The sequence below is a fragment of the Glutamicibacter mishrai genome (genome assembly GCF_012221945.1).
Classification (GTDB): domain Bacteria; phylum Actinomycetota; class Actinomycetes; order Actinomycetales; family Micrococcaceae; genus Glutamicibacter; species Glutamicibacter mishrai.
The window spans coordinates 3,034,045-3,053,769 of record NZ_CP032549.1; the positions used below are offsets into that span (position 1 = coordinate 3,034,045).

The 19,725-nt window shown below is 62.1% G+C and carries 15 protein-coding genes and 1 pseudogene; 9 read left to right on the forward strand and 7 right to left on the reverse strand.

The features are described from left to right. Positions 1-138 precede the first annotated feature (138 nt). Positions 139-792: a sigma-70 family RNA polymerase sigma factor gene (locus D3791_RS14255; RefSeq protein ID WP_052165331.1), complete on the forward strand. Its 654-nt coding sequence runs from the start codon at positions 139-141 to the stop codon at positions 790-792. A 1-nt stretch (position 793) separates the two neighbouring features. Continuing rightward, a complete protein-coding gene (gene rsrA / locus D3791_RS14260; RefSeq protein WP_022876851.1) occupies positions 794-1,054 on the forward strand; it encodes a mycothiol system anti-sigma-R factor in 261 nt (86 codons plus the stop codon). 72 nt (positions 1,055-1,126) lie between these two features. Here the strand turns inward: rsrA and D3791_RS16940 are convergent, their stop codons facing one another. The 3 genes from D3791_RS16940 to D3791_RS14270 form a co-directional block, all read right to left on the reverse strand. Continuing rightward, positions 1,127-1,201 (reverse strand): 50S ribosomal protein bL37, encoded by a 75-nt coding sequence (locus tag D3791_RS16940; RefSeq protein ID WP_369299107.1) that lies wholly within the window; start codon positions 1,199-1,201, stop codon positions 1,127-1,129. Between the two features lie 99 nt (positions 1,202-1,300). Then, complete coding sequence (locus tag D3791_RS14265) at positions 1,301-1,906, reverse strand: GDSL-type esterase/lipase family protein (RefSeq protein ID WP_022876852.1); 606 nt, start codon at positions 1,904-1,906, stop codon at positions 1,301-1,303. A 212-nt stretch (positions 1,907-2,118) separates the two neighbouring features. Beyond that, positions 2,119-5,877, reverse strand: coding sequence for a multifunctional oxoglutarate decarboxylase/oxoglutarate dehydrogenase thiamine pyrophosphate-binding subunit/dihydrolipoyllysine-residue succinyltransferase subunit (locus tag D3791_RS14270; protein WP_172512577.1), 3,759 nt, complete (start codon positions 5,875-5,877; stop codon positions 2,119-2,121). 429 nt (positions 5,878-6,306) lie between these two features. Here D3791_RS14270 and D3791_RS14275 point away from each other — a divergent pair, with 429 nt between their 5' ends. From D3791_RS14275 to D3791_RS14290, 4 genes are all read left to right on the forward strand, one after another. Further along, positions 6,307-7,629 carry a hemolysin family protein gene (locus tag D3791_RS14275; protein WP_022876854.1) on the forward strand — a complete coding sequence of 441 codons (1,323 nt, stop codon included), beginning with the start codon at positions 6,307-6,309 and terminating at the stop codon, positions 7,627-7,629. Beyond that, positions 7,622-8,695 (forward strand): hemolysin family protein, encoded by a 1,074-nt coding sequence (locus D3791_RS14280; RefSeq protein ID WP_022876855.1) that lies wholly within the window; start codon positions 7,622-7,624, stop codon positions 8,693-8,695. Before D3791_RS14275 ends, D3791_RS14280 begins: the two co-directional genes overlap by 8 nt. Before the next feature lie 129 nt (positions 8,696-8,824). Beyond that, a complete protein-coding gene (locus D3791_RS14285; protein ID WP_022876856.1) occupies positions 8,825-9,658 on the forward strand; it encodes a metal ABC transporter ATP-binding protein in 834 nt (277 codons plus the stop codon). Positions 9,659-9,667: 9 nt separating this feature from the next. Then, entirely contained in the window at positions 9,668-10,528 is an 861-nt protein-coding gene (locus D3791_RS14290) for a metal ABC transporter permease (protein WP_172512578.1), read from the forward strand. An 81-nt stretch (positions 10,529-10,609) separates the two neighbouring features. On the opposite strand, the gene D3791_RS14295 is transcribed toward D3791_RS14290, so the two are convergent. Next, a complete protein-coding gene (locus D3791_RS14295; RefSeq protein WP_172512579.1) occupies positions 10,610-12,085 on the reverse strand; it encodes an HNH endonuclease in 1,476 nt (491 codons plus the stop codon). A 139-nt stretch (positions 12,086-12,224) separates the two neighbouring features. Then, complete coding sequence (locus tag D3791_RS14300) at positions 12,225-12,632, reverse strand: Fur family transcriptional regulator (RefSeq protein ID WP_172512580.1); 408 nt, start codon at positions 12,630-12,632, stop codon at positions 12,225-12,227. Positions 12,633-12,784: 152 nt separating this feature from the next. On the opposite strand from D3791_RS14300, the gene D3791_RS14305 reads away from it, so the two are divergent. Genes D3791_RS14305 through D3791_RS14315 form a run of 3 tightly spaced genes read left to right on the forward strand, consistent with a single transcriptional unit; the run spans position 12,785 to position 14,766 of the window. After that, entirely contained in the window at positions 12,785-13,480 is a 696-nt protein-coding gene (locus tag D3791_RS14305; RefSeq protein WP_172512581.1) for an MBL fold metallo-hydrolase, read from the forward strand. 5 nt (positions 13,481-13,485) lie between these two features. After that, positions 13,486-14,310, forward strand: a complete 825-nt coding sequence (locus D3791_RS14310) for a sulfurtransferase (RefSeq protein ID WP_172512582.1) — start codon at positions 13,486-13,488, stop codon at positions 14,308-14,310. Between the two features lie 27 nt (positions 14,311-14,337). Continuing rightward, positions 14,338-14,766, forward strand: coding sequence for an HIT family protein (locus tag D3791_RS14315; protein WP_172512583.1), 429 nt, complete (start codon positions 14,338-14,340; stop codon positions 14,764-14,766). A gap of 14 nt (positions 14,767-14,780) precedes the next feature. On the opposite strand, the pseudogene D3791_RS16945 reads toward D3791_RS14315, so the two are convergent. Next, positions 14,781-15,615 (reverse strand): annotated as a pseudogene (locus D3791_RS16945) (MFS transporter). 183 nt (positions 15,616-15,798) lie between these two features. Next, positions 15,799-19,722: an ATP-dependent RNA helicase HrpA gene (gene hrpA / locus D3791_RS14325; RefSeq protein ID WP_172512584.1), complete on the reverse strand. Its 3,924-nt coding sequence runs from the start codon at positions 19,720-19,722 to the stop codon at positions 15,799-15,801. Positions 19,723-19,725: the final 3 nt, after the last annotated feature.

Consider the following 19,725-nt stretch of genomic DNA (forward strand, 5'->3'; position numbering starts at 1 on the left):
GTGACGATCAGACAGGATACTTCGACAGTGGGCGGCACCACCTGCGTGGTGGCCGACGAGCCACGGGGCACTCGTACTGCTACCCGATCGCGGGCGAATACGCGCAATAGCGCCGGCAACCGCGTAGACTCAAGCTTGATGAACAACAAGAGTGTGGACGAGAATTTGCCCGATGTGGCCACCGAGTCCGAGGCACAGCGTCGCGAACGGTTCGAGCGTGACGCCATGGAGTATGTGGACCAGCTGTATTCGGCTGCCCTGCGCATGGCCCGCAATCCGACCGACGCAGAGGATCTGGTGCAGGAGGCCTACACCAAGGCGTACTCGGCCTTCCACCAGTACAAGCCAGGGACCAACCTGAAGGCCTGGCTGTATCGCATCCTGACCAATACGTATATCAACCTGTACCGCAAGCGCCAGCGTGAGCCGCTGCGTACCAGCACGGATACCGTCGAGGACTGGCAGATGGCTTCGGCCATGGAGCATTCGCCTACCGGTTTGCGTTCGGCTGAGGTCGAGGCCCTGGACCATCTTCCGGACTCCGACGTGAAGGCCGCTTTGCAGGCCATCGGCGAGGATTTCCGCATGGCCGTGTACTTCGTGGACGTCGAAGGCTTCAGCTACAAGGAAGCCAGTGACATCCTGGGCGTGCCTATTGGCACCGTGATGTCCCGTTTGCATCGTGGACGTAAGAACTTGAGGGAACTGCTCGCCGATTATGCGGCAGATCGTGGGATAGCCACCGGGGCTCGGAATAAGAGCGCCGCGAAGGCTGATGGAGGAGCGAAATAAGATGGATTGCAATTCATTGGGTGATTGCGCCGATGACCGCATCGTACGCATCTATGAGTACCTCGACGGTGCCTTGACGCTCAGCGACCTCAAAGAGGTCAAGTCGCATTTGGACGGCTGCCCGGAGTGCACCGAAGAGTACGACCTGGAGTGCATTATCCGTTCGGTGGTGCGCCGCAGCTGCCAGGAGCAGGCTCCGCGGACGCTGAAGGCCAATATCATCGCCCGGATCTCGCAGATCCGTGTCGAGTCCGGCCACTAGCAGGCAAAGAGAAACCCCGTAGCGTTCGAGTCAAACTCGAATGGTACGGGGTTCTTTTTATGTTCGCTTCGCTTAGCTGTTTGGGCGCTTGCCGTGGTTGGCACCGCCACGCTTGCGATCGCGACGCTTACGAGCGCGCTTCGACATGGTGACTCCTTTGAGGGATCAATGGATCTTCCCGATAATTCGGGCCGACTAATAGTCTTTCATACTTTGCGCCGATTTTCCTAACGCGCAGAAGGTGCTTTAGCCCTCGCCTGGCTCCGGCAGGTCCAGCCACGAGTACCAACCGCGGTGCAGCACCAGCCAGGCCATCAGGCCGTAGCCTGCCTGCCCGGGCACCCCGCCGGAGGCATTCAGGTCAGCACGCCACTGCGCATGTGAACGCAGGGGAGTGAAGGTGTCGACATAGTGGTGGTTGCGGCGCAGGGCCACATCGGAATACACGCGGTTGAGCTCGGCCACGCGCTGGTTGCGGGCGTCATCCAGGCCGGGAGCCGGGCCGACGAGCAGCGCCTTGATGCTCATCTGCGAGGCCGAATCCAGGATGTTGGCCAGGTTCAGCCGGCTGCGCGCGGTGGAGACGTCGAGGTCGACGTCGCGATCCGAGAGCGCGATGACCAGGCGGTTCTCGTACTGGTCGCTGAATCGCCGTGAGGCTTCCCCCATCCAGCGTTCTGCCAGCGCCTCGGAACCCTCGGCGGGGGAGGCTAAAACGAAGGACTGCAAGCGCAGCGCAGGATCCTGGGTTCGGGCCATGACACGGCCGAACCAGCCTAGCCCGCGAGGGTCCCCATGTCCGGCCAGCAGCTCATCTCCGATTGCGGTAATACGGATTGTGCGTAACTCCAACTGGGCGACCTTTCGTTGGCTTCAAGAATATGAATCGATCCCCACCTTAGCAGTGAAGGCACTGGCATCGGGGGAGATTCGCGCTGGATAAACGCCACAAGTTACCGATCAGTCCCCATAGCGGGTTAAAGAGCAGTTGCCGGCGAGTTTCCCCAGCATCAGCTGGGAAAACTCGCCGGCAACTTCACGTCAGCAGCGTGTTGCGGCGTGCTTTAGCGGGCAAAGGCCTGCTGAAGCAGCACTGCGTTTTCTGCGTCGTGGCGCTTTGCGGTACCTGCGGAGGTCGCAGCCGATGCCGGACGGGAGACCAAGGTGATCTTCTGATCCAGCTGAGGTGCGACGTACAGGCCGAAGAACGGCCATGGGCCCTGGTTGGCTGGCTCATCCTGTACCCACGATGCCTTGGCATTCGGGTACTTGGCCAGCTCAGCGGCGATCTGCTCGGCAGGAGCCGGGTAGAGCTGCTCAACACGCACGATCGCGGTCTTGGAGTCCTGGGCCTTGCTGCGTGCGGCGATCAGGTCGTAGTAGACGCGACCGGAGCACAGCAGCACCTTGTCCACGGCGTTGGCATCGGTGATGGTGTTATCGCCGATAACCTCCTGGAAACCGCCGGTGGTGAAGTCCTCAACCGAGCTGGCAGCGGCCTTCAGGCGCAACAGCTGCTTCGGAGTGAAGACGATCAGCGGTTTGCGCGGACGGGCGTAGGCCTGGCGGCGCAACAGGTGGAAGTGGTTGGCGCCGGTGGAAGGCTGGGCCACAACCATGTTGTTCTCAGCGCACAGTTGCAAGAAGCGCTCGATGCGTGCCGAAGAGTGGTCCGGGCCCTGGCCTTCGTAGCCGTGCGGCAACAGCATGACCAGCGAGGAGGACTGCGACCACTTCTGCTCGGCCGAGGAGATGAACTCGTCGATCACGGTCTGCGCGCCGTTGACGAAGTCGCCGAACTGGGCTTCCCACATCACCAGTGCATCCGGGCGTTCCACCGAGTAGCCGTACTCGAAGCCGAGCGCAGCGTATTCGGAGAGCAGCGAGTCGTAGATCCACAGCGGAGCCTGGTCGTCGCTCAGGTTGTGCAGCGGGTACCACTCGGTGCCATTCTCGCGGTCGTGGAAGACCGAGTGACGCTGAACGAAGGTGCCGCGGCGCGAGTCCTGGCCGGCCAGGCGCACTGGCACGCCTTCCATGGACAGCGAGCCGAGGGCAGCAACTTCTGCGAAGCCCCAGTCGATGCCGCCTTCGCGGGACATCTTTTCGCGGCGTTCCAGCAGCGACTTCAGCTTGGTGTGCATGGTGAAGCCCTCAGGAATCTGAACGTGGGCTGCACCGATGTGTGCCAAGGTCTGTGCCGAGATGGCCGAGCCGCGGGCGCCGTCGACGGTGTTCTCGTCGGCAGCCTGGGCGAATGGCTTCTCCAGGTCGTTGATGGTCGAGCCCGGGGTGATGATCGGGATCGGGGAGGTCTGGGCGGCATGCGTCTCAGCGAAGATGCGCTCCAGGTTCTCCTTGTACTCGGCCAAGACGTGCTCTGCTTCTTCCTGCGTGATGTCGCCACGGCCAACCAGGGCCTCGGTGTACAGCTTGCGGGTAGAGCGCTTGGCTTCGATCAGGTTGTACATGATCGGCTGGGTCATCGAAGGATCGTCGCCTTCGTTATGGCCGCGGCGGCGGTAGCAAACCAGGTCGATGACAACGTCCTTGCCGAACTTCTGGCGGTACTCGAAGGCCAGCTGGCCTACGTGGACCACTGCCTCCGGGTCATCCCCGTTGACGTGGAAGATCGGAGCCTGGACGGTGCGGGCCACATCCGAAGAGTAGACCGAAGAGCGCGAGGAGCTAGGAGCGGTGGTGAAGCCGATCTGGTTGTTCACGATCACGTGAACGGTACCGCCGGTCTTGTAGCCGGGCAGCTGGCTCATGGCCAGGACCTCGGAGACCACGCCCTGGCCTGCGAAGGCCGCGTCGCCGTGCACCAGGATCGGCAGGACTTCATTCTTCGAGCCCAGGCGATCCAGCTTGGCGCGGGTGATGCCCTCGAGCACTGGATCAACTGCTTCCAGGTGCGATGGGTTGGCAGCCAGGTAGACCTTGGTCTGGTTGCCGGCATCCGAGGTGTACGAACCCTCGGTGCCCAGGTGGTACTTGACGTCGCCCGAACCCTGGACCGAGCCCGGGGTAGCGGTGCCTTCGAATTCGCGGAAGACCTGTGCGTAGGTCTTGCCGGCGATGTTGGTCAGCACGTTCAGGCGGCCGCGGTGGGCCATGCCGATGGCGACCTCGTCCAGCTGGTCGTCTGCCGCATCGGAGATGATGGCATCGAGCAGTGGGATCAGCGATTCGCCGCCTTCGAGGCTGAAGCGCTTCTGGCCGACGAACTTGGTCTGCAGGAAGGTCTCGAAAGCCTCTGCGGAGTTCAGCTTGCTCAGGATGCGCAGCTGTTCTTCGCGGGTTGGCTTCGCGTAACGCGACTCCAGCTTGGCCTGGAACCACTCGCGCTCTTCCGGGTTCTGCAGGTGCATGTACTCGGTGCCGATGGTGCGGCAGTAGGCATCGCGCAGTGTGCCGAGGATATCGCGCAGCAGGGCGCGATCCTTGCCGCCCAAGCCGCCGGTGATCCACTCGCGGTCCAGATCCCACAGGGTCAGGCCGTAGTTGTTGATGTCCAGGTCCGGGTGCTTGCGCTGGACGTATTCCAGCGGGTTGATGTCGGCCATCAGGTGGCCGCGCTCCCGGTAGGAGTTGATCAGGTGCTGGATGCGAGCGACCTTGTTGACCTGCAGGTCGATATCGACCTGGTTGTCAACGGCCCAGCGAACTGGCTCGTATGGGATGCGCAGCTGCTCGAAGATCTCGTCGTAGAAGCCCTGCTCGCCGAGCAAGAGGGATTCGACCAGCTTCAGGAACTCGCCCGAACCTGCACCCTGGATGACGCGGTGGTCGTAGGTGGAGGTCAGGGTGATGTGCTTGCCGATGCCCAGGCGGGCCACGGTCTTCTCCGAGGAGCCGCGGTATTCGGCCGGGTATTCCAGTGCGCCGACGCCGATGATCGCGGCCTGGCCCTTGGACAGGCGGGGCACCGAGTGCACGGTGCCGATGCCGCCGGGGTTGGTCAGCGAGACGGTGGTGCCTGCGTAGTCGTCGGCGGTCAGCTTGTTGCCGCGCGCACGCTTGATCAAGTCTTCGTAGGTGGCCCAGAACTCGTTGAAGCTCAGGGTCTCGGCGGCCTTGACGTTCGGCACGGCCAGCATGCGGGTGCCATCAGGCTTTGGCATGTCGATGGCGATGCCGAAGTTCACGTGAGCCGGCTGGATTGCAGTCGGCTTCTTGTCGATCACATCGTAGGTGACGTTCATCGATGGGATCTGCTTCAGCGCACGGATCACGGCGAAGCCGATCAGGTGGGTGAAGGAGATCTTGCCACCACGAGCACGCTTGAGGTGGTTGTTGATGACGATGCGGTTGTCGATCATCACCTTGGCCGGAACCGCGCGCACGGTGGTTGCGGTCGGCACGGTGAGGCTGGCATCCATGTTGGTAGCGATGGCCTTCATTGGCCCGCGCAGTGGAGTGCGCTTTTCCTCACCGAAAAGTTCGGTGGAAGGGGCAGTCTTTGGAGCCTGAGCCGGAATCGGCGCAGTCTTCGGTGCTGGCTCTGCCTTCTTGGCCTCAGCGGCAGGCGCTGCGGCTGGTGCTGGCTTTGAAGCTGGTGCTGGCTCGGAAGTCCGGGCCTGGGCCGCGGCGCGTGGTGCGCTTTGCCCGGTCGTTGCGGGTGCTGCAGTAGTTGCTGCTGGCGCCGCTGGCGCCGGCTGCGCTGCCGGTGCCTTCTTGTCGGCGGCGAGAGATTCGAAAATATCCCACCATTTCTTATCTACCGAGTTCTTGTCGACGAGATACTGTTCGAACAGCTCGTCTACTAGCCACTCGTTTCCACCAAACTCTTCAGTAAGTCGGTGGTGTGCTTGCTCTGGCACGTGCAACGCCTCTTCCCTGATTTCTACGTTGTTCTAGCTTGAGCCGGTGGTCTTCCGAGGACGTGAATCGACCACTTCGGCTCACAAGATTTCTAGACCTGCGCACCAGTCTAGTTACTTTTACGCGCACTTGGCCACGGCACGTATGTAATCTCACGAAAGTGTCGTGTATAACATCCCGTTCGGCGTGGTAAAGCTACCGTTGAACGCCCCCATGTCGAAGTGGTGCGCAAAGGGGCATCATTCGATAGACTAAATCGCACTATGGAATCACACTCTCCAAGCCGGTGTGCCGCCCACGGGCGCAGTGCCGGCCAACACAGTCCATGTTCAGCAGGTTCCGGCTCCCGATTGGAGCCTTCTAGTTGCCGTCGAATCGGCACTGAACCTCACACCCTCATGCCGATGAACAGGTGGTGGTAACCACCTATGGATTGGCTCTTCATACTTCTTGGCCTGTTGCTGATTCTCGGCACCGGCTTCTTCGTGGCCGTGGAATTCTCATTGGTCGCCCTTGATAAAAGCACGGTGCAAAACGCCGTCGAGCGCGGCGAACGCGGCGCCAAGCCTCTTCTTCAATGCTTGACCTCGCTGTCCACCCAGCTCTCTAGCTGCCAATTGGGCATTACTTTAACCACATTGCTCACCGGTTACGTTCTGGAACCAGCGATGAGCTCTTTGCTGGAACCGCTCATGGAGCGGATCGGCATTCCTGAAGCAAGTTCCGTGGCGATCGCCGTGGTAGTCTCGTTGGTCCTGGCCACCTTGCTCTCGATGCTCATCGGCGAGCTGGTCCCGAAGAATATGGCCATCGCCCAGGCCATGTCCGTCGGCAAGCTCTTGGCTCGCCCGCAGCTGGTCTTCACCGCCATCTTCAAGCCAGCCATCGTGGTGCTGAACGGATTCTCCAACGCCGTGCTGCACCGTTTCTTCGGCCTGGAAGCCAAGGAAGAAATTTCGGCTGCGCGTTCGTCGCAGGAACTGGCCTCGCTGGTGCGCCGCTCGGCCCAACTGGGAACCCTCGACGTGCAGACCGCACGATTTGTGGAATCCACGATCGAGTTTTCCGAACGCACAGCGGCCGACGTGATGACGCCGCGTACCTCGATGTCCACCATCGATTCGCAGGCTCCGCTCTCCGAGCTGATCGAGGTCAGCGCCGATACCGGTTTTTCGCGTTTCCCTGTTATCGAGGGATCCAGCGATGAAATCCAGGGCATCTGCCATGTGAAGGCCGTCGTTTCGGTGCCACGTGAACGCCGGGCAGCCCTGCAGGTCGGTGAATTCGCTCGCGACGCGCTGTACGTCCCGGAGACCATCCACCTTGATGTGCTCCTGGAGCAGCTGCGTGCGGCTGAATTCCAGATCGCCATCGTGATGGACGAATATGGTGGAACCGCCGGGCTGGTCACCTTGGAGGACCTTGTCGAAGAGATCGTCGGCGAAGTTTCTGACGAACACGACGAGGACGAAGAGGAAGCCGTCACCCAGCCCAACGGCAATTGGTTGTTCCCCGGAATGTTCCGGCCGGATCAGGTCAACGAGAATTTTGACCGCGAAGTGATTCCCGAGGAGTCCTCCTACGAGACCATCGGCGGATTCATGCTGGCCGAACTTGGCCGCTTGGCCGAGCTCAATGACCAGGTCGAGACCGAAAATGGCATCTTCACCGTAACCGAGCTTGATGGCCGCCGTATCGCCCAGGTTCGCTTCGAACCTTCGGCAACCGAGCAGGAGGCCGACAATGCATGATTTCATGGGCCTGATCTGGCTGGTCGTACTGCTGTTGTTCAACGCATTCTTCGTCGCCGGCGAATTCGCGGTGATGAGCGCTCGTCGTTCGCAGATTGAACCGCTGGCCGACGAAGGCAATAAGCGGGCGAAGATCGCGCTGTATGCCATGGAGCATGTCTCGGTGATGCTGGCTGTCTGCCAGCTCGGCATTACCGTCTGCTCGCTGCTGATCCTGAATATCTCCGAACCGGCTATCCACCACTTGCTGGCGGAGCCATTGACCATGATCGGCATGGCTGAGTCGGCGGCCGATACAGTTGCCTTCTTGATCGCACTGGTTCTGGTGACCTTCTTGCATGTCACCTTCGGCGAAATGGTGCCGAAGAACATCTCGGTATCCGTGGCCGACAAGGCCGTGATGCTGTTGGCCATGCCGCTGGTTGGCCTGTCCAAGGTGCTCAAGCCCATCACTTCGATGCTCAACGGCATAGCGAACTTGGTGCTTCATGCTTTCGGCATCGAGCCGAAGGACGAAGTGTCCAGTTCCTACACTGCGGCCGAGGTTCGATCGATCATCGACACCTCGTCGGAAGAGGGCACCTTGGATGAGGACAACGCCTTGCGCTTGACGAAGGCGCTGGAATTCTCCTCGGTGACCGCGCGAAGCTGCATGGTTCCCATGGATGACCTGTTCACCTTGGAATGGGGCGAAACAACCGCTCGCGAGTTCGAGAAGAAGGTTGGCAAGACCGGCTTCTCGCGCATGCTGATCACCAAGAACGATGTTCCGGTGGGCTACTGGCATGTGAAGGACGTGATGCTGATCGACGACGCGCATTCCACCCAGCCGCTGCGGGATCTTCCGCTGCACCCGCTGGGCAAGCTGGGGCAGGATACCGAGATCGAAGCCGCTCTGGAAGAAATGCGCCAGGAAGGCAACCATCTTTCGGTGGTTGTCGATGCTGCCGGCTCGGCAGTTGGCGTCGTCTTCCTCGAAGATGTGATCGAGGTGCTGGTGGGTGAAATTACCGACACCACCCGGAAGCGCACCTCCCCGCCGCGTACCGAGAAGCAGGGGAACTAGGCGAAGCTCACCATCTGAGTGCGTATTGCGAATGAATCGCAACTGATAAGATTGACTGCGGCACCCCATCGGGTGCCGCAGTTTTTCGTCGCTGGCAAACCAATATCCGCGAAGTTTAGAAAGCAGTCCATGTCATCTAGCCCCATTGTCCGCTTTGAGGACGCGCGCTTGGCCTATGGGTCCCGTGTGCTCTGGGATGAGCTGAACCTGTCCATCGCGCCGGGGGAGTTTCTTGCAGTGCTGGGGCCCAATGGCTCCGGCAAGACCAGCTTTGTCAACACCATGCTGGGGACCACGTCGCTCAACAAGGGTTCTGTGTCGATCGGTGGCGCGCCGGTCCGACGAGGATCGGCAGCCGTTGGCCTGATTCCCCAGCAACGGCCCTTTGGCGATAATGTGCCGTTGCGCGCCCGCGACTTGGTAGCTCTCGGCCTCGATGGTTCCAAGCTCGGGATCCGCATTGGACGCAACTCGGTTCGCACGCAAGTGGACGAGTTGCTGGACATGGTCGGAGCCAGCGGTTATGCCAACCGCCCGGTCTCCGATCTTTCCGGTGGCGAGCAGCAGCGTTTGCGCGCTGCCCAGGCCCTGGCTGGCAATCCGCGGGTGCTCCTATGCGATGAACCGTTGCTGTCGCTCGACCTGCATCACCAGCAGGCCATCAGCGAAGTCATCCACCGCCAGGCTGCTGATCGGGGGAGTGCAGTCATCTTCGTGACGCATGAAATCAACCCGATTCTTCCTTACGTGGATCGTGTGCTGTATCTGGCTGAAGGCCGGTTCCATCTTGGAACCGTGGATGAGGTCATGCAGTCTTCGGTGCTCACCGAACTTTATGGTGCACCGGTTGAAGTGCTGCGGGTGAATGGGCGAATCGTCGTGGTCTCCGGCGAAGGGGCGCACGCTCTGCCAGCAGATGGCCATGACCACGCTGAAGACATTGACTTGGAAACCGGGAAGTAGGGGCAGGGCATGAACTTTTCGGACTTCATCGACAAAGCTTTTAATTTTGACGATTACGCACAGCTGTTGCCGCTCGTCTACAACTCGCTTATTGCCGGCGCGGTCCTGGGCATCGTTGGCGGGTTGATCGGCATCTTCATCATGATGCGCGATATGGCGTTTGCTGTTCACGGAATCGCGGAGCTGTCCTTCGCCGGTGCTGCGTTTGCGCTGCTGATCGGCGCGGATGTGGTGACTGGATCGGTGCTTGGATCACTTATCGCGGCATTGATCCTCGGATTTCTGGGGACGAGAGCCCGTGACCGTAACTCGATTACCGGAGTCCTGATGCCTTTCGGGCTGGGTCTGGGTATCTTGTTCCTGTCGCTTTATGAGGGACGCAGTGCCAATAAGTTCGGATTGCTCACCGGCCAGATTGTCGCGGTCGACAACCTCCAGCTGACCGGCATGCTGGTGCTGTCGCTCGTCGTGGTTCTCGCTTTGATCCTCGTTTGGCGTCCGCTGACCTTTGCTTCGGTAGATCCGGTGGTAGCCAATGCCCGAGGAGTGCGTACGTCGGGACTATCGATTTTCTTCATGGTGATCCTGGCGCTGGCGGTGGCAGTCACCATCCAGGTTGTCGGCGCCTTGCTGGTACTTGCTCTGTTGATTACACCGGCGGCCGCGGCGATGCGAGTCACGTCCAATCCTGTGCTTACTGTGGTGCTGTCGATCGCTTTTGCGGAATTGGCAGTTGTTGGTGGCATTCTGTTGGCGCTGGCTGGCGCTCTTCCGATTAGCCCGTATGTCACGACGATTTCGTTCCTGATTTACGTCATCTGCCGTGGAATTGAATATGTGCGTTCTCCGCGACGGCGCCATCAGGTGTAAGTGCAACTTTTCCCATCGCCCCAGTTCTGGACTGGGGCGATTGGTGTATCCAACAGGTAATCAACGACTCTTCCATCCCCGTTATGCGGGGATATCCTCGATGCCGGGCGGACTGCTGCCCGTATCTGGTGGCCGGTTCAGCCATTCTTCGAAAGATCGCACCCAATCAGCTTCACTCATGCACTGCGGGTACGGCTTATGCGCGAAGCCCGTCGCAGGCGGCGCAGTGGAATGATAGGTCGGGCCCATTCCGGTCGCGATCTTCATCTCATGCGGGCCGGACGCGATGACGATTTCCTGCCATCCGGGGGTTTCCTTGGCCTGGTTGCAGAACTTGCACCGTCCGTCGGAGTTGATCACACAGGTATGCCCACCGAGATAGACCTGGGTGACATGGTCGTATTCTTCGATCATCCCGTCACAGAACGGGGTGCGGCACCCGCGGTCGCGCATCTTGATGAACTTCTTCATTTTCTCCGGGAAGATCCGCGCTTTGGAATCCATCGCGATCAAGTCTTTATCCCCTGGAGCGGTATAGAGGCGGATGAGTTCCACCGTGGCTTCGAGCTGTTCGATGAAGGCCGGGGAACGGGTTTTCGCCATTTCAGCCAGGGTCATGTTGTTGCTGATCTCCTGGCCCGCGACCAGCTCCCGCGCGTACTGCGGTGCGATCACGCCGTACCCTTCGAGGTAGGCGGGCTGCCGGCCGCCGAGGAACAGGGTTTTGTCGGTCATGATCAGCCCGATGTTCAGGTTCACGGGCACCTTGGCGTCGGGGTTGGTGCAGAAGCTGGCGAGGTAGTCTGCTTCGATCTGGGCGCGGGTGCGTTCATCGCCTGCGGCTTTGAGGCTTTGGGATTTGGCTTTGATCGCGTTTTTCATGGCGATGCCGGCGGCCAGTGGCAGGTGCGCGTGCAGGTTCATGGTGCCGGTGGCTGGGTGGGCGGTGAATTTGACGTGGCGTTGCTCGTCGGCGGCTTTTTGCTCTTTGCACTGGTCGTCACTGCCGTAGGCGAGGGTGAAGTCCTTGACGGTGTCGCCGATTTTCCGGTTGCCTAGGTTGTGGAACATGGCCGGGTTCAGAGCGTAGAAGTCATCGAATTCTTTGCGACGCTCTGCTTTGACTCCGCGCAGCGGGGTGAGGATGGCGCGCATCTGTGTTTCGGTGTATTCGCCGCGGCTGTAGGCTGCGGCCAGGTGCGGGGTGTCGTTGAAGAGGATGCGGCAGTTTTCCAGGTAGGCGCCGTAGCCGTGGGGGTCTGCTTTGCGGGCCAGAGCGACGCTGGCGGCAGCGCCGCGGTTCAGCTGGGTGAATGTGCCTTTTTGGGTGTTGGTGCGGGTGATGTTGATTTCTGCTTGGTGGCTCAACGCGGCTTTGTGGTAGTCCGCGGAGGAGGTGAGGGTTTCGAGCAGGGAGATGGCTTCGAGGCATTCTTCGGTGGTGCCGTGTTCTTCGATCCGGGCCAGGTCGGCTTCCAGCCCGAGGACCATGGCGGTGTAGTTGCCGTGGTTCTCTGGGTTGGGGGTACCCGTGCGGGGGATCGTTGTTTCGGACATATTCTTATTTTACGCCTGTTAGTCGAATATGTCTTCGAGTATTCGGTTGCGGGTGCATAACTTTTAGAACATGGTAAAGTCGCATGTCAGACGAGGGTTTGACGGATCGTCGAGGCAGGAAAAGCTGGTTTGGCGGCACCTAAGCAAGCTTTTTAGCGCGGCATTCGGCGCAGACGCCGTAGATCTCCACAGTGTGCTCGGGCTCGGAAAAATCATGTTCGGCGGCAACGCGCGCTGCCCAGCGTTCGACCGATGGAGCCTGTACCTCCACGGTCTTCGAACAGGATCGGCAGACGAGATGGTGGTGATGGGTCTCGGTGACGCACTGGCGGAAACGGGCTTCGCCGTCGCCGCTGCGCAGAACATCGAGCAGGCCGTCGTCGGCCATGGACTGCAAGAGGCGGTAGACGGTCGCCAGCGAAACCTTCTTCTCGGAATCCTGCAACCAGCGATGCAGCTGCTGGGCCGTGGCGAAATCGTCGATCTCGCTCAAGGCCTGAGTGACAGCCAATCGCTGCTTGGTGATCCGGGTTTCTGGCTGGGACATCTACGTGCACCATTCCTTGACTTCGATGTTCGTGGGCAAAGGGTCAATCTACTGAGCCAATCACCTGTGCTTCCACTCAATTTTAGCCAACTTTCCAAGATGATGCGTGTCTGGCGCTGGCACGGGCGGGGCGTGGAGCCTACGCTAAAGATATGCGTATCAAAACCAGAGGCCATTCCTGCATTGAACTGAGTACGATCGATGGTTCGCTGCTGCTGGATCCTGGAGTCTTTTCGGATCTGACAGGCGCTTTCGAAGGCAAGAGTGCGGTGCTGATCACCCACGAGCATGTGGACCACGCCGATGAAAATGCCATCGTCCAGGCCCTTGGCGCCAACTCTGTCCTGGAGGTCTACGCGCCTGCCGCGCTGGCCCGAAGCCTGCGCGAGCAGCTGCCCTCGGCGGCGGCCAGCCAGGTGCACACGGTGTGCGCCGGGGCGGACTTCGTCGTCGGTGGAATCAAGGTGCGCACGGTCGGCGGCACCCATGCCACGATCCACCAGTCGATCGACCTGGTCGCCAATGTCGGCTACCTGCTGGGCGATCATGCGGTAGGACAGCCGGTGGTGTATCACCCGGGCGATAGCTATCACGTCCCGGTCGACGTCCGGGTTGATGTCTTGCTGCTTCCGGTGATGGCGCCGTGGGCGAAGATGTCGGAGGCCGCGGACTTCGCAGTATCGGTCAAGGCAGGTTGCTGGACGCCGATCCATGACGGGCTGCTTAATGAACGCGGCGTCTCCCTGTTTGATCGGCAGCTCGGCGCGATTGCCGAGGGCGATGGCAGCCGCTTCGAGCGCCTGCAGCCGGGCGTCGAAAACAAAGTCGAAGAACTCCTGGCGAGGTAGCGCGGATGAACCCCTTGATTTCAGCTGAAGAATTGCAGGACCTGCCTTCCCGCGTGCTCCTTGATGTCCGCTGGGTGCTCGGGCGTGATGACGGAGCGCAGCAGTACGCCCAAGGCCATGTCCCGGGCGCGGTGTTTGTCGATCTGGAACGCGAGCTTTCCGGCGCGGTGGGCGAGCATACCGGCCGGCACCCCTTGCCGCTGCCCGCGGATTTCGAAGCGGCGGCCCGGCGCTGGGGGATCAACCAGGACAGCCACGTGGTGGTCTACGATGATTCCGGGGCGCTGGCGGCCGCTCGCGCATGGTGGTTATTGCGCCATGCCGGGTTCGAAAACGTGCAGGTGCTTGATGGGGGATTGGATGCCTGGAAGCAGGCTTCCGGGCAGCTCTCAACCCAAGCGCCGGCGGTGGGTCCCGGATCCGTGTCCCTGTCCTGGGGCCGGATGCCGGTAGTGGAATTCGACGAGCTGGACTCCCTGCCAGGGGTTCTGATCGATTCGAGGGCCACGGCAAGGTACCTGGGCATCGAGGAACCAGTGGATCCCGTCGCCGGCCATATCCCCGGCGCATTGAACCGGCCGACCACCGATAATATCGACGAGCAGGCGCGCTTCTACGATCCTCAGATGCTGCGTGCAGGGTTCGAGAAGCTCGGCGCCCAGCAGCCCGGATCGGCGGCGTACTGCGGTTCGGGAATCACCGCGGCCCACCAGGTGCTGGCCGCCGCGAGCGCCGGGATCGAACTGGGCCTGTATCCGGGCGGCTGGTCCGAATACTGCTCCTACCCGCAGGCACCGGTCGCGACCAGCGACGAAAAACACCGCAACTAGATTTCAACTACCCGCAGAAAGGCAGCAATGAGCACGCTGTTCAGCAAGATCATCGACGGCCAGATCCCAGGACGCTTCGTGTGGAAGGACGAGACGTGCGTCGGCTTCCTGTCCATCGGCCCGCTCTCCGACGGGCACACCCTGGTGGTTCCGCGCGAAGAGATCGACGAGTTCACCGATGCCGCCCCCGAGCTGCTCACGCACCTCACCCTGGTTGCGCAGAAGATCGGGCAGAGTCAGAAACGCGTTTTCGGCGCGCAGCGTGCCGGGCTGATGATCGCCGGATTCGAAGTGCCGCACCTGCATGTGCACGTGTGGCCGACCAATTCGCTGGCGGATTTCGACCTGTCCAATGCGGCGCTGGACCCGGATCCGCATCAGATGGACAAAAATGCGCAGAAGCTGCGCGACGGGCTGGTCGCCGATGGCCACGGCGAGTTCGTGCCCGAAGCCTGAAATCGGTGGGTTGGTTATCGCGAGCCAAGTAGTCGTGGTGCCGCAAGAGCGATGAGCAGTGCCAGCGCGACCAGCAGCATGGCCACCCACACCGGGGAGAGCTGCCCGAAGCCGGCGCTGAGAGTGATGCCTCCGAGCACCGGACCGAGGGCAGCTCCGACATTCAGCGCCATGGTCGCGTAGGATCCGCCCCTGCGCGGGGCGCCGGTCGCGGCGTAGAGCACGCGTGTGATCAACGTGCTACCCACCGCGAAGGACAAGAACCCTTGGGCGAAGACCAGCGCCAGCAGTGCCGCAGGGTGTTCGGCCAGCTCATTCAGGGCGATGCACCCGGCCAATAACAGCGGGCCGCCCACGATCAGGATCAGCAGCGGGCGCCGGTCCGAGAACCGGCCGGCAATCGTGATGCCCGAAAACGAGCCGAGTCCGAAGAGCACCAGAACCAGCGGGACCGCTCCTTCGGGCATGCCGGCCGTCACGGTCGCAATCGGTGCGATAAAGGTGAATGCGGCAAATGTCCCGCCGTTCACCAAGGCCGCCAGCAACATGGTGCCTGCCAGTTGTGGCCTGAGCAGCTGGGCCAGCTCGGTGCCCAGATTCGGCGCCGGGCCGGGTGGGTTCTGCAGCGACGGCGTCCGGGGCGTCCGGGGCGTCTGGGAACTGGGCGACGGCTGCCATCAGCGGTGCGCCGAGGGCCATGCCCACGGCGAAGGCCGAGGTGAGCAGCCCCGCGGCGCCCAGATCGACATCAAGGTCGGCGGATATTGCGGGAAGCAGGCCCGCGAGCATGAATTCTGAGGTGCCCATGACGAAGACCGCCAGGGCAAGCAGGTAGAGGGCGCAAGGCATGGAAGACTCCGGGGTGAAGGAACAAGTTGGCTTGTGCCACCACCGGTTGCACCCTAGGATGCCCGAAAGCGCGCCCGCGCATCACGCGGACGGAGTTTCAGGGGAGCAGGGGGCTGGCGGCGTGGCCGGCAACCCCGAAGAAGTCTGACTCGGGACTCGACATGCCGACCACTTTACCGCAATCTACAGTTGCGCCAGGCCGTCCTTGATCGCCTTGCGGATGCGCTTTTCGCTCACCGAATAGGCGGTGCCCAGTTCCTGGGCGAACAGCGAGATGCGCATCTCCTCCAGCATCCACTTCACCTGGGCCAGCGCTGCCGGGACGCGGGCGCCGTCAGGAACCCGTTCGAGTGCGGCATCGTACTCGTCCTCCAACTTCTGGATCACCAGCAGGGCCTGCGAATCACGGGTCACCGCCCCGCCGCGCAGCTTCTCCAGGCGCTTCTCTACACCTTGCACATAGCGTGGCAGGCGCATCAGGTTCGCGGCCCCGGTGGCAGCGATGAAGCCAGGATAGATCAGCTGCTCCAGCTGCGAGCGGATATCGGTGACCGCTGCGAACATCGCCAGCGACTTGGTGTTCTTCAGGTCCTTGTTGATGCGCGTGGAGGCGCCGAAGACCTTGGCCACGATCGCTGTGATGGTGAAGATGGTATCGATCTGCTCGGCGCGCACGGTTTCGAACAGGGCCTCGAACCCGGCGCGGTTCATCGGCAGCCGCTCGGGCACCAGCTGGTCCACGGCGGCCATCGTGCAGTCGGCGATCAACTTGTCGATCGACCCGTGCGGGTTCTGGGTGAAGACCAGCTTCTCAGCATTGTTCAGGTGCGAAATCACGAACTTGGCCGCTGACGGCAAACGCAGCATCAGCAGGCGGATCACGCCGCTGCGGTGCGCGGCATCGCGCTCCAATTCGTTGCGGAAGACCGTCAGATCCACGGTGGAGCCGTTGTCGTTCAGCCCAGGGTACGCGGTGATCTGCTGGCCCATCACGGTGGTGGTCACCTTGGCCGGCAGGGCATCGCCCAGGGTTTCGCCGGTTGCCGGTAGCTGCGGCCAGGAATCCAGCCCCTTTTGGTCCCACGCGCCGGCGGCTTCGGCCTTCTTGCGGGTTTTGGCAGCCGGCACGGCCTTGCCGCCGGCAGCCGGCTTGCCGGCCCCGGGGGAGTTGACCCCGCTGGCCAGCGCCGCCCGGTTGGCCGCGGCGAACTTATGCTGCAGGGCCGCGAGGTCATCACCGTGGCCGAGTACCTTGCCCGAAGCATCGGTGACGGTAAAGCCGAAGCGCAGGTGCGCGGGCAGCGTGGCGAAGTCGAAGACCGCAGGATCGACCACCATGCCGCGCAGCCGGCGCAGGACCAGTGCCAGGGATTCGGCCAGATCGTCGGCGGCCGGATCGAAGTCCGCGGTGAGCATATCAAGGGCCTTGGCCGCCACATCGGGGGCCGGCACGAAGTTCTTGCGGATCGACTTGGGCATGGAGCGGATCAGCGCGGTGATCAGCTCGTGGCGCAGACCCGGGATCAGCCAGGCGAAGCGCGCCGGATCCAGCTGGTTCAGGAACACCACGGGCACGCTCAAGGATACGCCGTCGCCCTCGGCGCCGGAGGCCGCAGGATTGTATTCGTAGCTCAGCGGCAGGTGGATGGAACCTAGCTGCCAGGTGGTCGGGAACAGGCTTTCATCCAGCTGCCCGCCCTCGGCCAGCAGGGCGTCGGGATCGAAGTCCAGAAGGGCCGGGTCGGTGGCCCGGGCCTTCTTCCACCAGCGGTCGAAGTGCCGCTCGGAGTAGACCTGCTCGCCCACGCGGGCGTCGTAGAAAGCGAAGAGCTCCTCGTCACTGATCCGCAGATCGTGGCGGCGCATGCGGGTTTCAAGCTCTTCCACCTCTTCGAGGAGCGCCCGGTTCTTGGCGAAGAACTTGTGGTGCGTGCGCCAATCGCCCTCGACCAGGGCATGGCGGATGAACAGTTCTCGGGCCAGCTGCGGATCCACGCGCCAATAATGGAATTGGCGGCGCGGAATGATCGGCAGGCCGAAGAGCGTGACCTTCTCATAGCCCATGACCGATCCGGTGCGCTTGGACCAGTGAGGTTCGGAGTGGGTGCGCTTGAGCAGGTGCGGGGCGACTTCCTCAACCCATTCCGGCGAGATGGCCGCGTTGACCCGGGCCCACAAGCGCGAGGTTTCCACCAGTTCGGCGGACATGACCCAGGTCGGGGACTTCTTGAACAGTCCCGATCCGGGGAAGATCGCGAAGCGGGTGCCGCGCGCGCCCAGGTAGTCGCGCTTGCGCTCATCGTAGAGGCCGATATGCCCGAGCAGCCCGGCCAGCAGCGAAATGTGCACCGCATCTTCATTGGCCGCCGGATCCACTGGCGCGGCAGCTACGGTGATGCCCAGGGGCTTGGCCAGCTGGCGCAGCTGGGTGAACAAATCCTGCCATTCGCGCACGCGCAGGTAGTTGATGAATTCGGACTTGCACAACCGGCGGAATGCCGAGGAGGACAGCTCTTTTTGCTGCTCCTGCAGGTAGGCCCAGAGGTTCAGCAGCGCGATGAAGTCGGACTTCTCGTCGGCGAAGCGCTTGTGCAATTCCACCGCGCGATCACGTTGGCCGGTTTCCTCGCTGGGCCGTTCGCGCGGGTCCTGGATGCTCAGCCCGGCGGCCAGCACCATGACCTCCTTGGCGACGCCGCGCTGCGCGGACTCGACGATCATCCGGCCCAGGCGCACATCCAGCGGCAGCTGGGCCAGCTTGCGCCCAATGTCCGTGAGCTTGGCGGCCTTGCTGGAGCCCAGTGCGCCCAGTTCGCGCAAGAGGTTCACGCCGTCGGTGATGGCCCTGGCTTCGGGCGGCTGGACGAACGGGAACTGCGCGACCTCGGCCGCGGAGGAAACCACGCCCATGGAGATCATCTGCAAGATGACGCTGGCCAGGTTGGTGCGCAGGATTTCCGGGTCGGTGAATTCCGGGCGCGCTTGGAAGTCGTCCTCCGAGTACAGGCGGATGGCGATGCCCTCTGAGACGCGGCCGCAACGGCCCGAGCGCTGGTTGGCACTGGCCTGGGAGACGCGTTCGATCGGCAGGCGCTGCACCTTGGTGCGATGCGAGTAGCGAGAGATGCGGGCGGTGCCGGTGTCGATCACGTACTTGATGCCCGGCACGGTCAGCGAGGTTTCGGCCACGTTGGTAGCCAGGATGATGCGCGGCGCACCGCCGGGGTGGAAAACCCGGTGCTGTTCGGCCAGCGAAAGCCGGGCGAACAGGGGCAGCACCTCATAGCGGGGCATGCGCTTGTTCGAGGTGACCAGGGCGCGCAGGGCCTCGGCGGCGTCGCGGATTTCGCGTTCGCCGGAGAAGAAGATCAGGATGTCCCCCGGCGCCTCGCGGGAAAGCTCCTTGACCGCATCGGTGACCGCATCCAGCGGGTCGCGCTCTTCTTCCAGCGTATTCTCATCATCGGCATCCAGCTCGGCCTCGGCCTGCAGCGGACGGTAGCGCAGTTCCACAGGGAAGGTGCGCCCGGAGACTTCGATGATCGGCGCTGGCTTGACCTCGCCGTCGGGAAGCGGGGTGCCGAAATGCGCGGCGAAGCGTTCGGGGTCGATGGTCGCCGAGGTGATGATGATCTTCAGCTCGGGGCGCTTTGGCATGATCTGCTTGAGGTATCCGAGCAGGAAGTCGATGTTCAGGCTGCGTTCGTGGGCCTCGTCGATGATGATCGCCGAGTACTTCTTCAGCAGGCGGTCGCGCTGGATTTCGGCCAGCAGGATGCCATCGGTCATGACCTTCAGCTTGGTATTGCGGGAGACCTCGCCGGTGAAGCGCACATGGAAGCCCACCTCGTCGCCGATCTCGGTGCCCATTTCTTCGGCGATGCGTTCGGCCACGGTGCGCGCGGCCAGGCGGCGGGGCTGGGTGTGGCCGATCATGCCCTTCTCGGCCAGGCCGAGCTCGATGAGCATTTTGGGCAGCTGGGTGGTTTTGCCCGAACCGGTTTCACCGGCAATGACTACCACTTGGTTTTCGCGCACTGCCTTGAGGATGTCCGCGCGACGGGCTGAGACCGGGAGGGCTTCGGGATACGTAATGCTAAGCGCCATGAT

Coding starts and splice junctions, on each gene's coding strand:
- D3791_RS14255 (WP_052165331.1), top strand. CDS start 139: ATGAACAACAAGAGTGTGGACGAGAATTTGCCCGATGTGGCCACCGAG.
- rsrA (WP_022876851.1), top strand. CDS start 794: ATGGATTGCAATTCATTGGGTGATTGCGCCGATGACCGCATCGTACGC.
- D3791_RS14275 (WP_022876854.1), top strand. CDS start 6,307: ATGGATTGGCTCTTCATACTTCTTGGCCTGTTGCTGATTCTCGGCACC.
- D3791_RS14280 (WP_022876855.1), top strand. CDS start 7,622: ATGCATGATTTCATGGGCCTGATCTGGCTGGTCGTACTGCTGTTGTTC.
- D3791_RS14285 (WP_022876856.1), top strand. CDS start 8,825: ATGTCATCTAGCCCCATTGTCCGCTTTGAGGACGCGCGCTTGGCCTAT.
- D3791_RS14290 (WP_172512578.1), top strand. CDS start 9,668: ATGAACTTTTCGGACTTCATCGACAAAGCTTTTAATTTTGACGATTAC.
- D3791_RS14295 (WP_172512579.1), bottom strand. CDS start 12,085: ATGTCCGAAACAACGATCCCCCGCACGGGTACCCCCAACCCAGAGAAC.
- D3791_RS14300 (WP_172512580.1), bottom strand. CDS start 12,632: ATGTCCCAGCCAGAAACCCGGATCACCAAGCAGCGATTGGCTGTCACT.
- D3791_RS14305 (WP_172512581.1), top strand. CDS start 12,785: ATGCGTATCAAAACCAGAGGCCATTCCTGCATTGAACTGAGTACGATC.
- D3791_RS14310 (WP_172512582.1), top strand. CDS start 13,486: ATGAACCCCTTGATTTCAGCTGAAGAATTGCAGGACCTGCCTTCCCGC.
- D3791_RS14315 (WP_172512583.1), top strand. CDS start 14,338: ATGAGCACGCTGTTCAGCAAGATCATCGACGGCCAGATCCCAGGACGC.
- hrpA (WP_172512584.1), bottom strand. CDS start 19,722: ATGGCGCTTAGCATTACGTATCCCGAAGCCCTCCCGGTCTCAGCCCGT.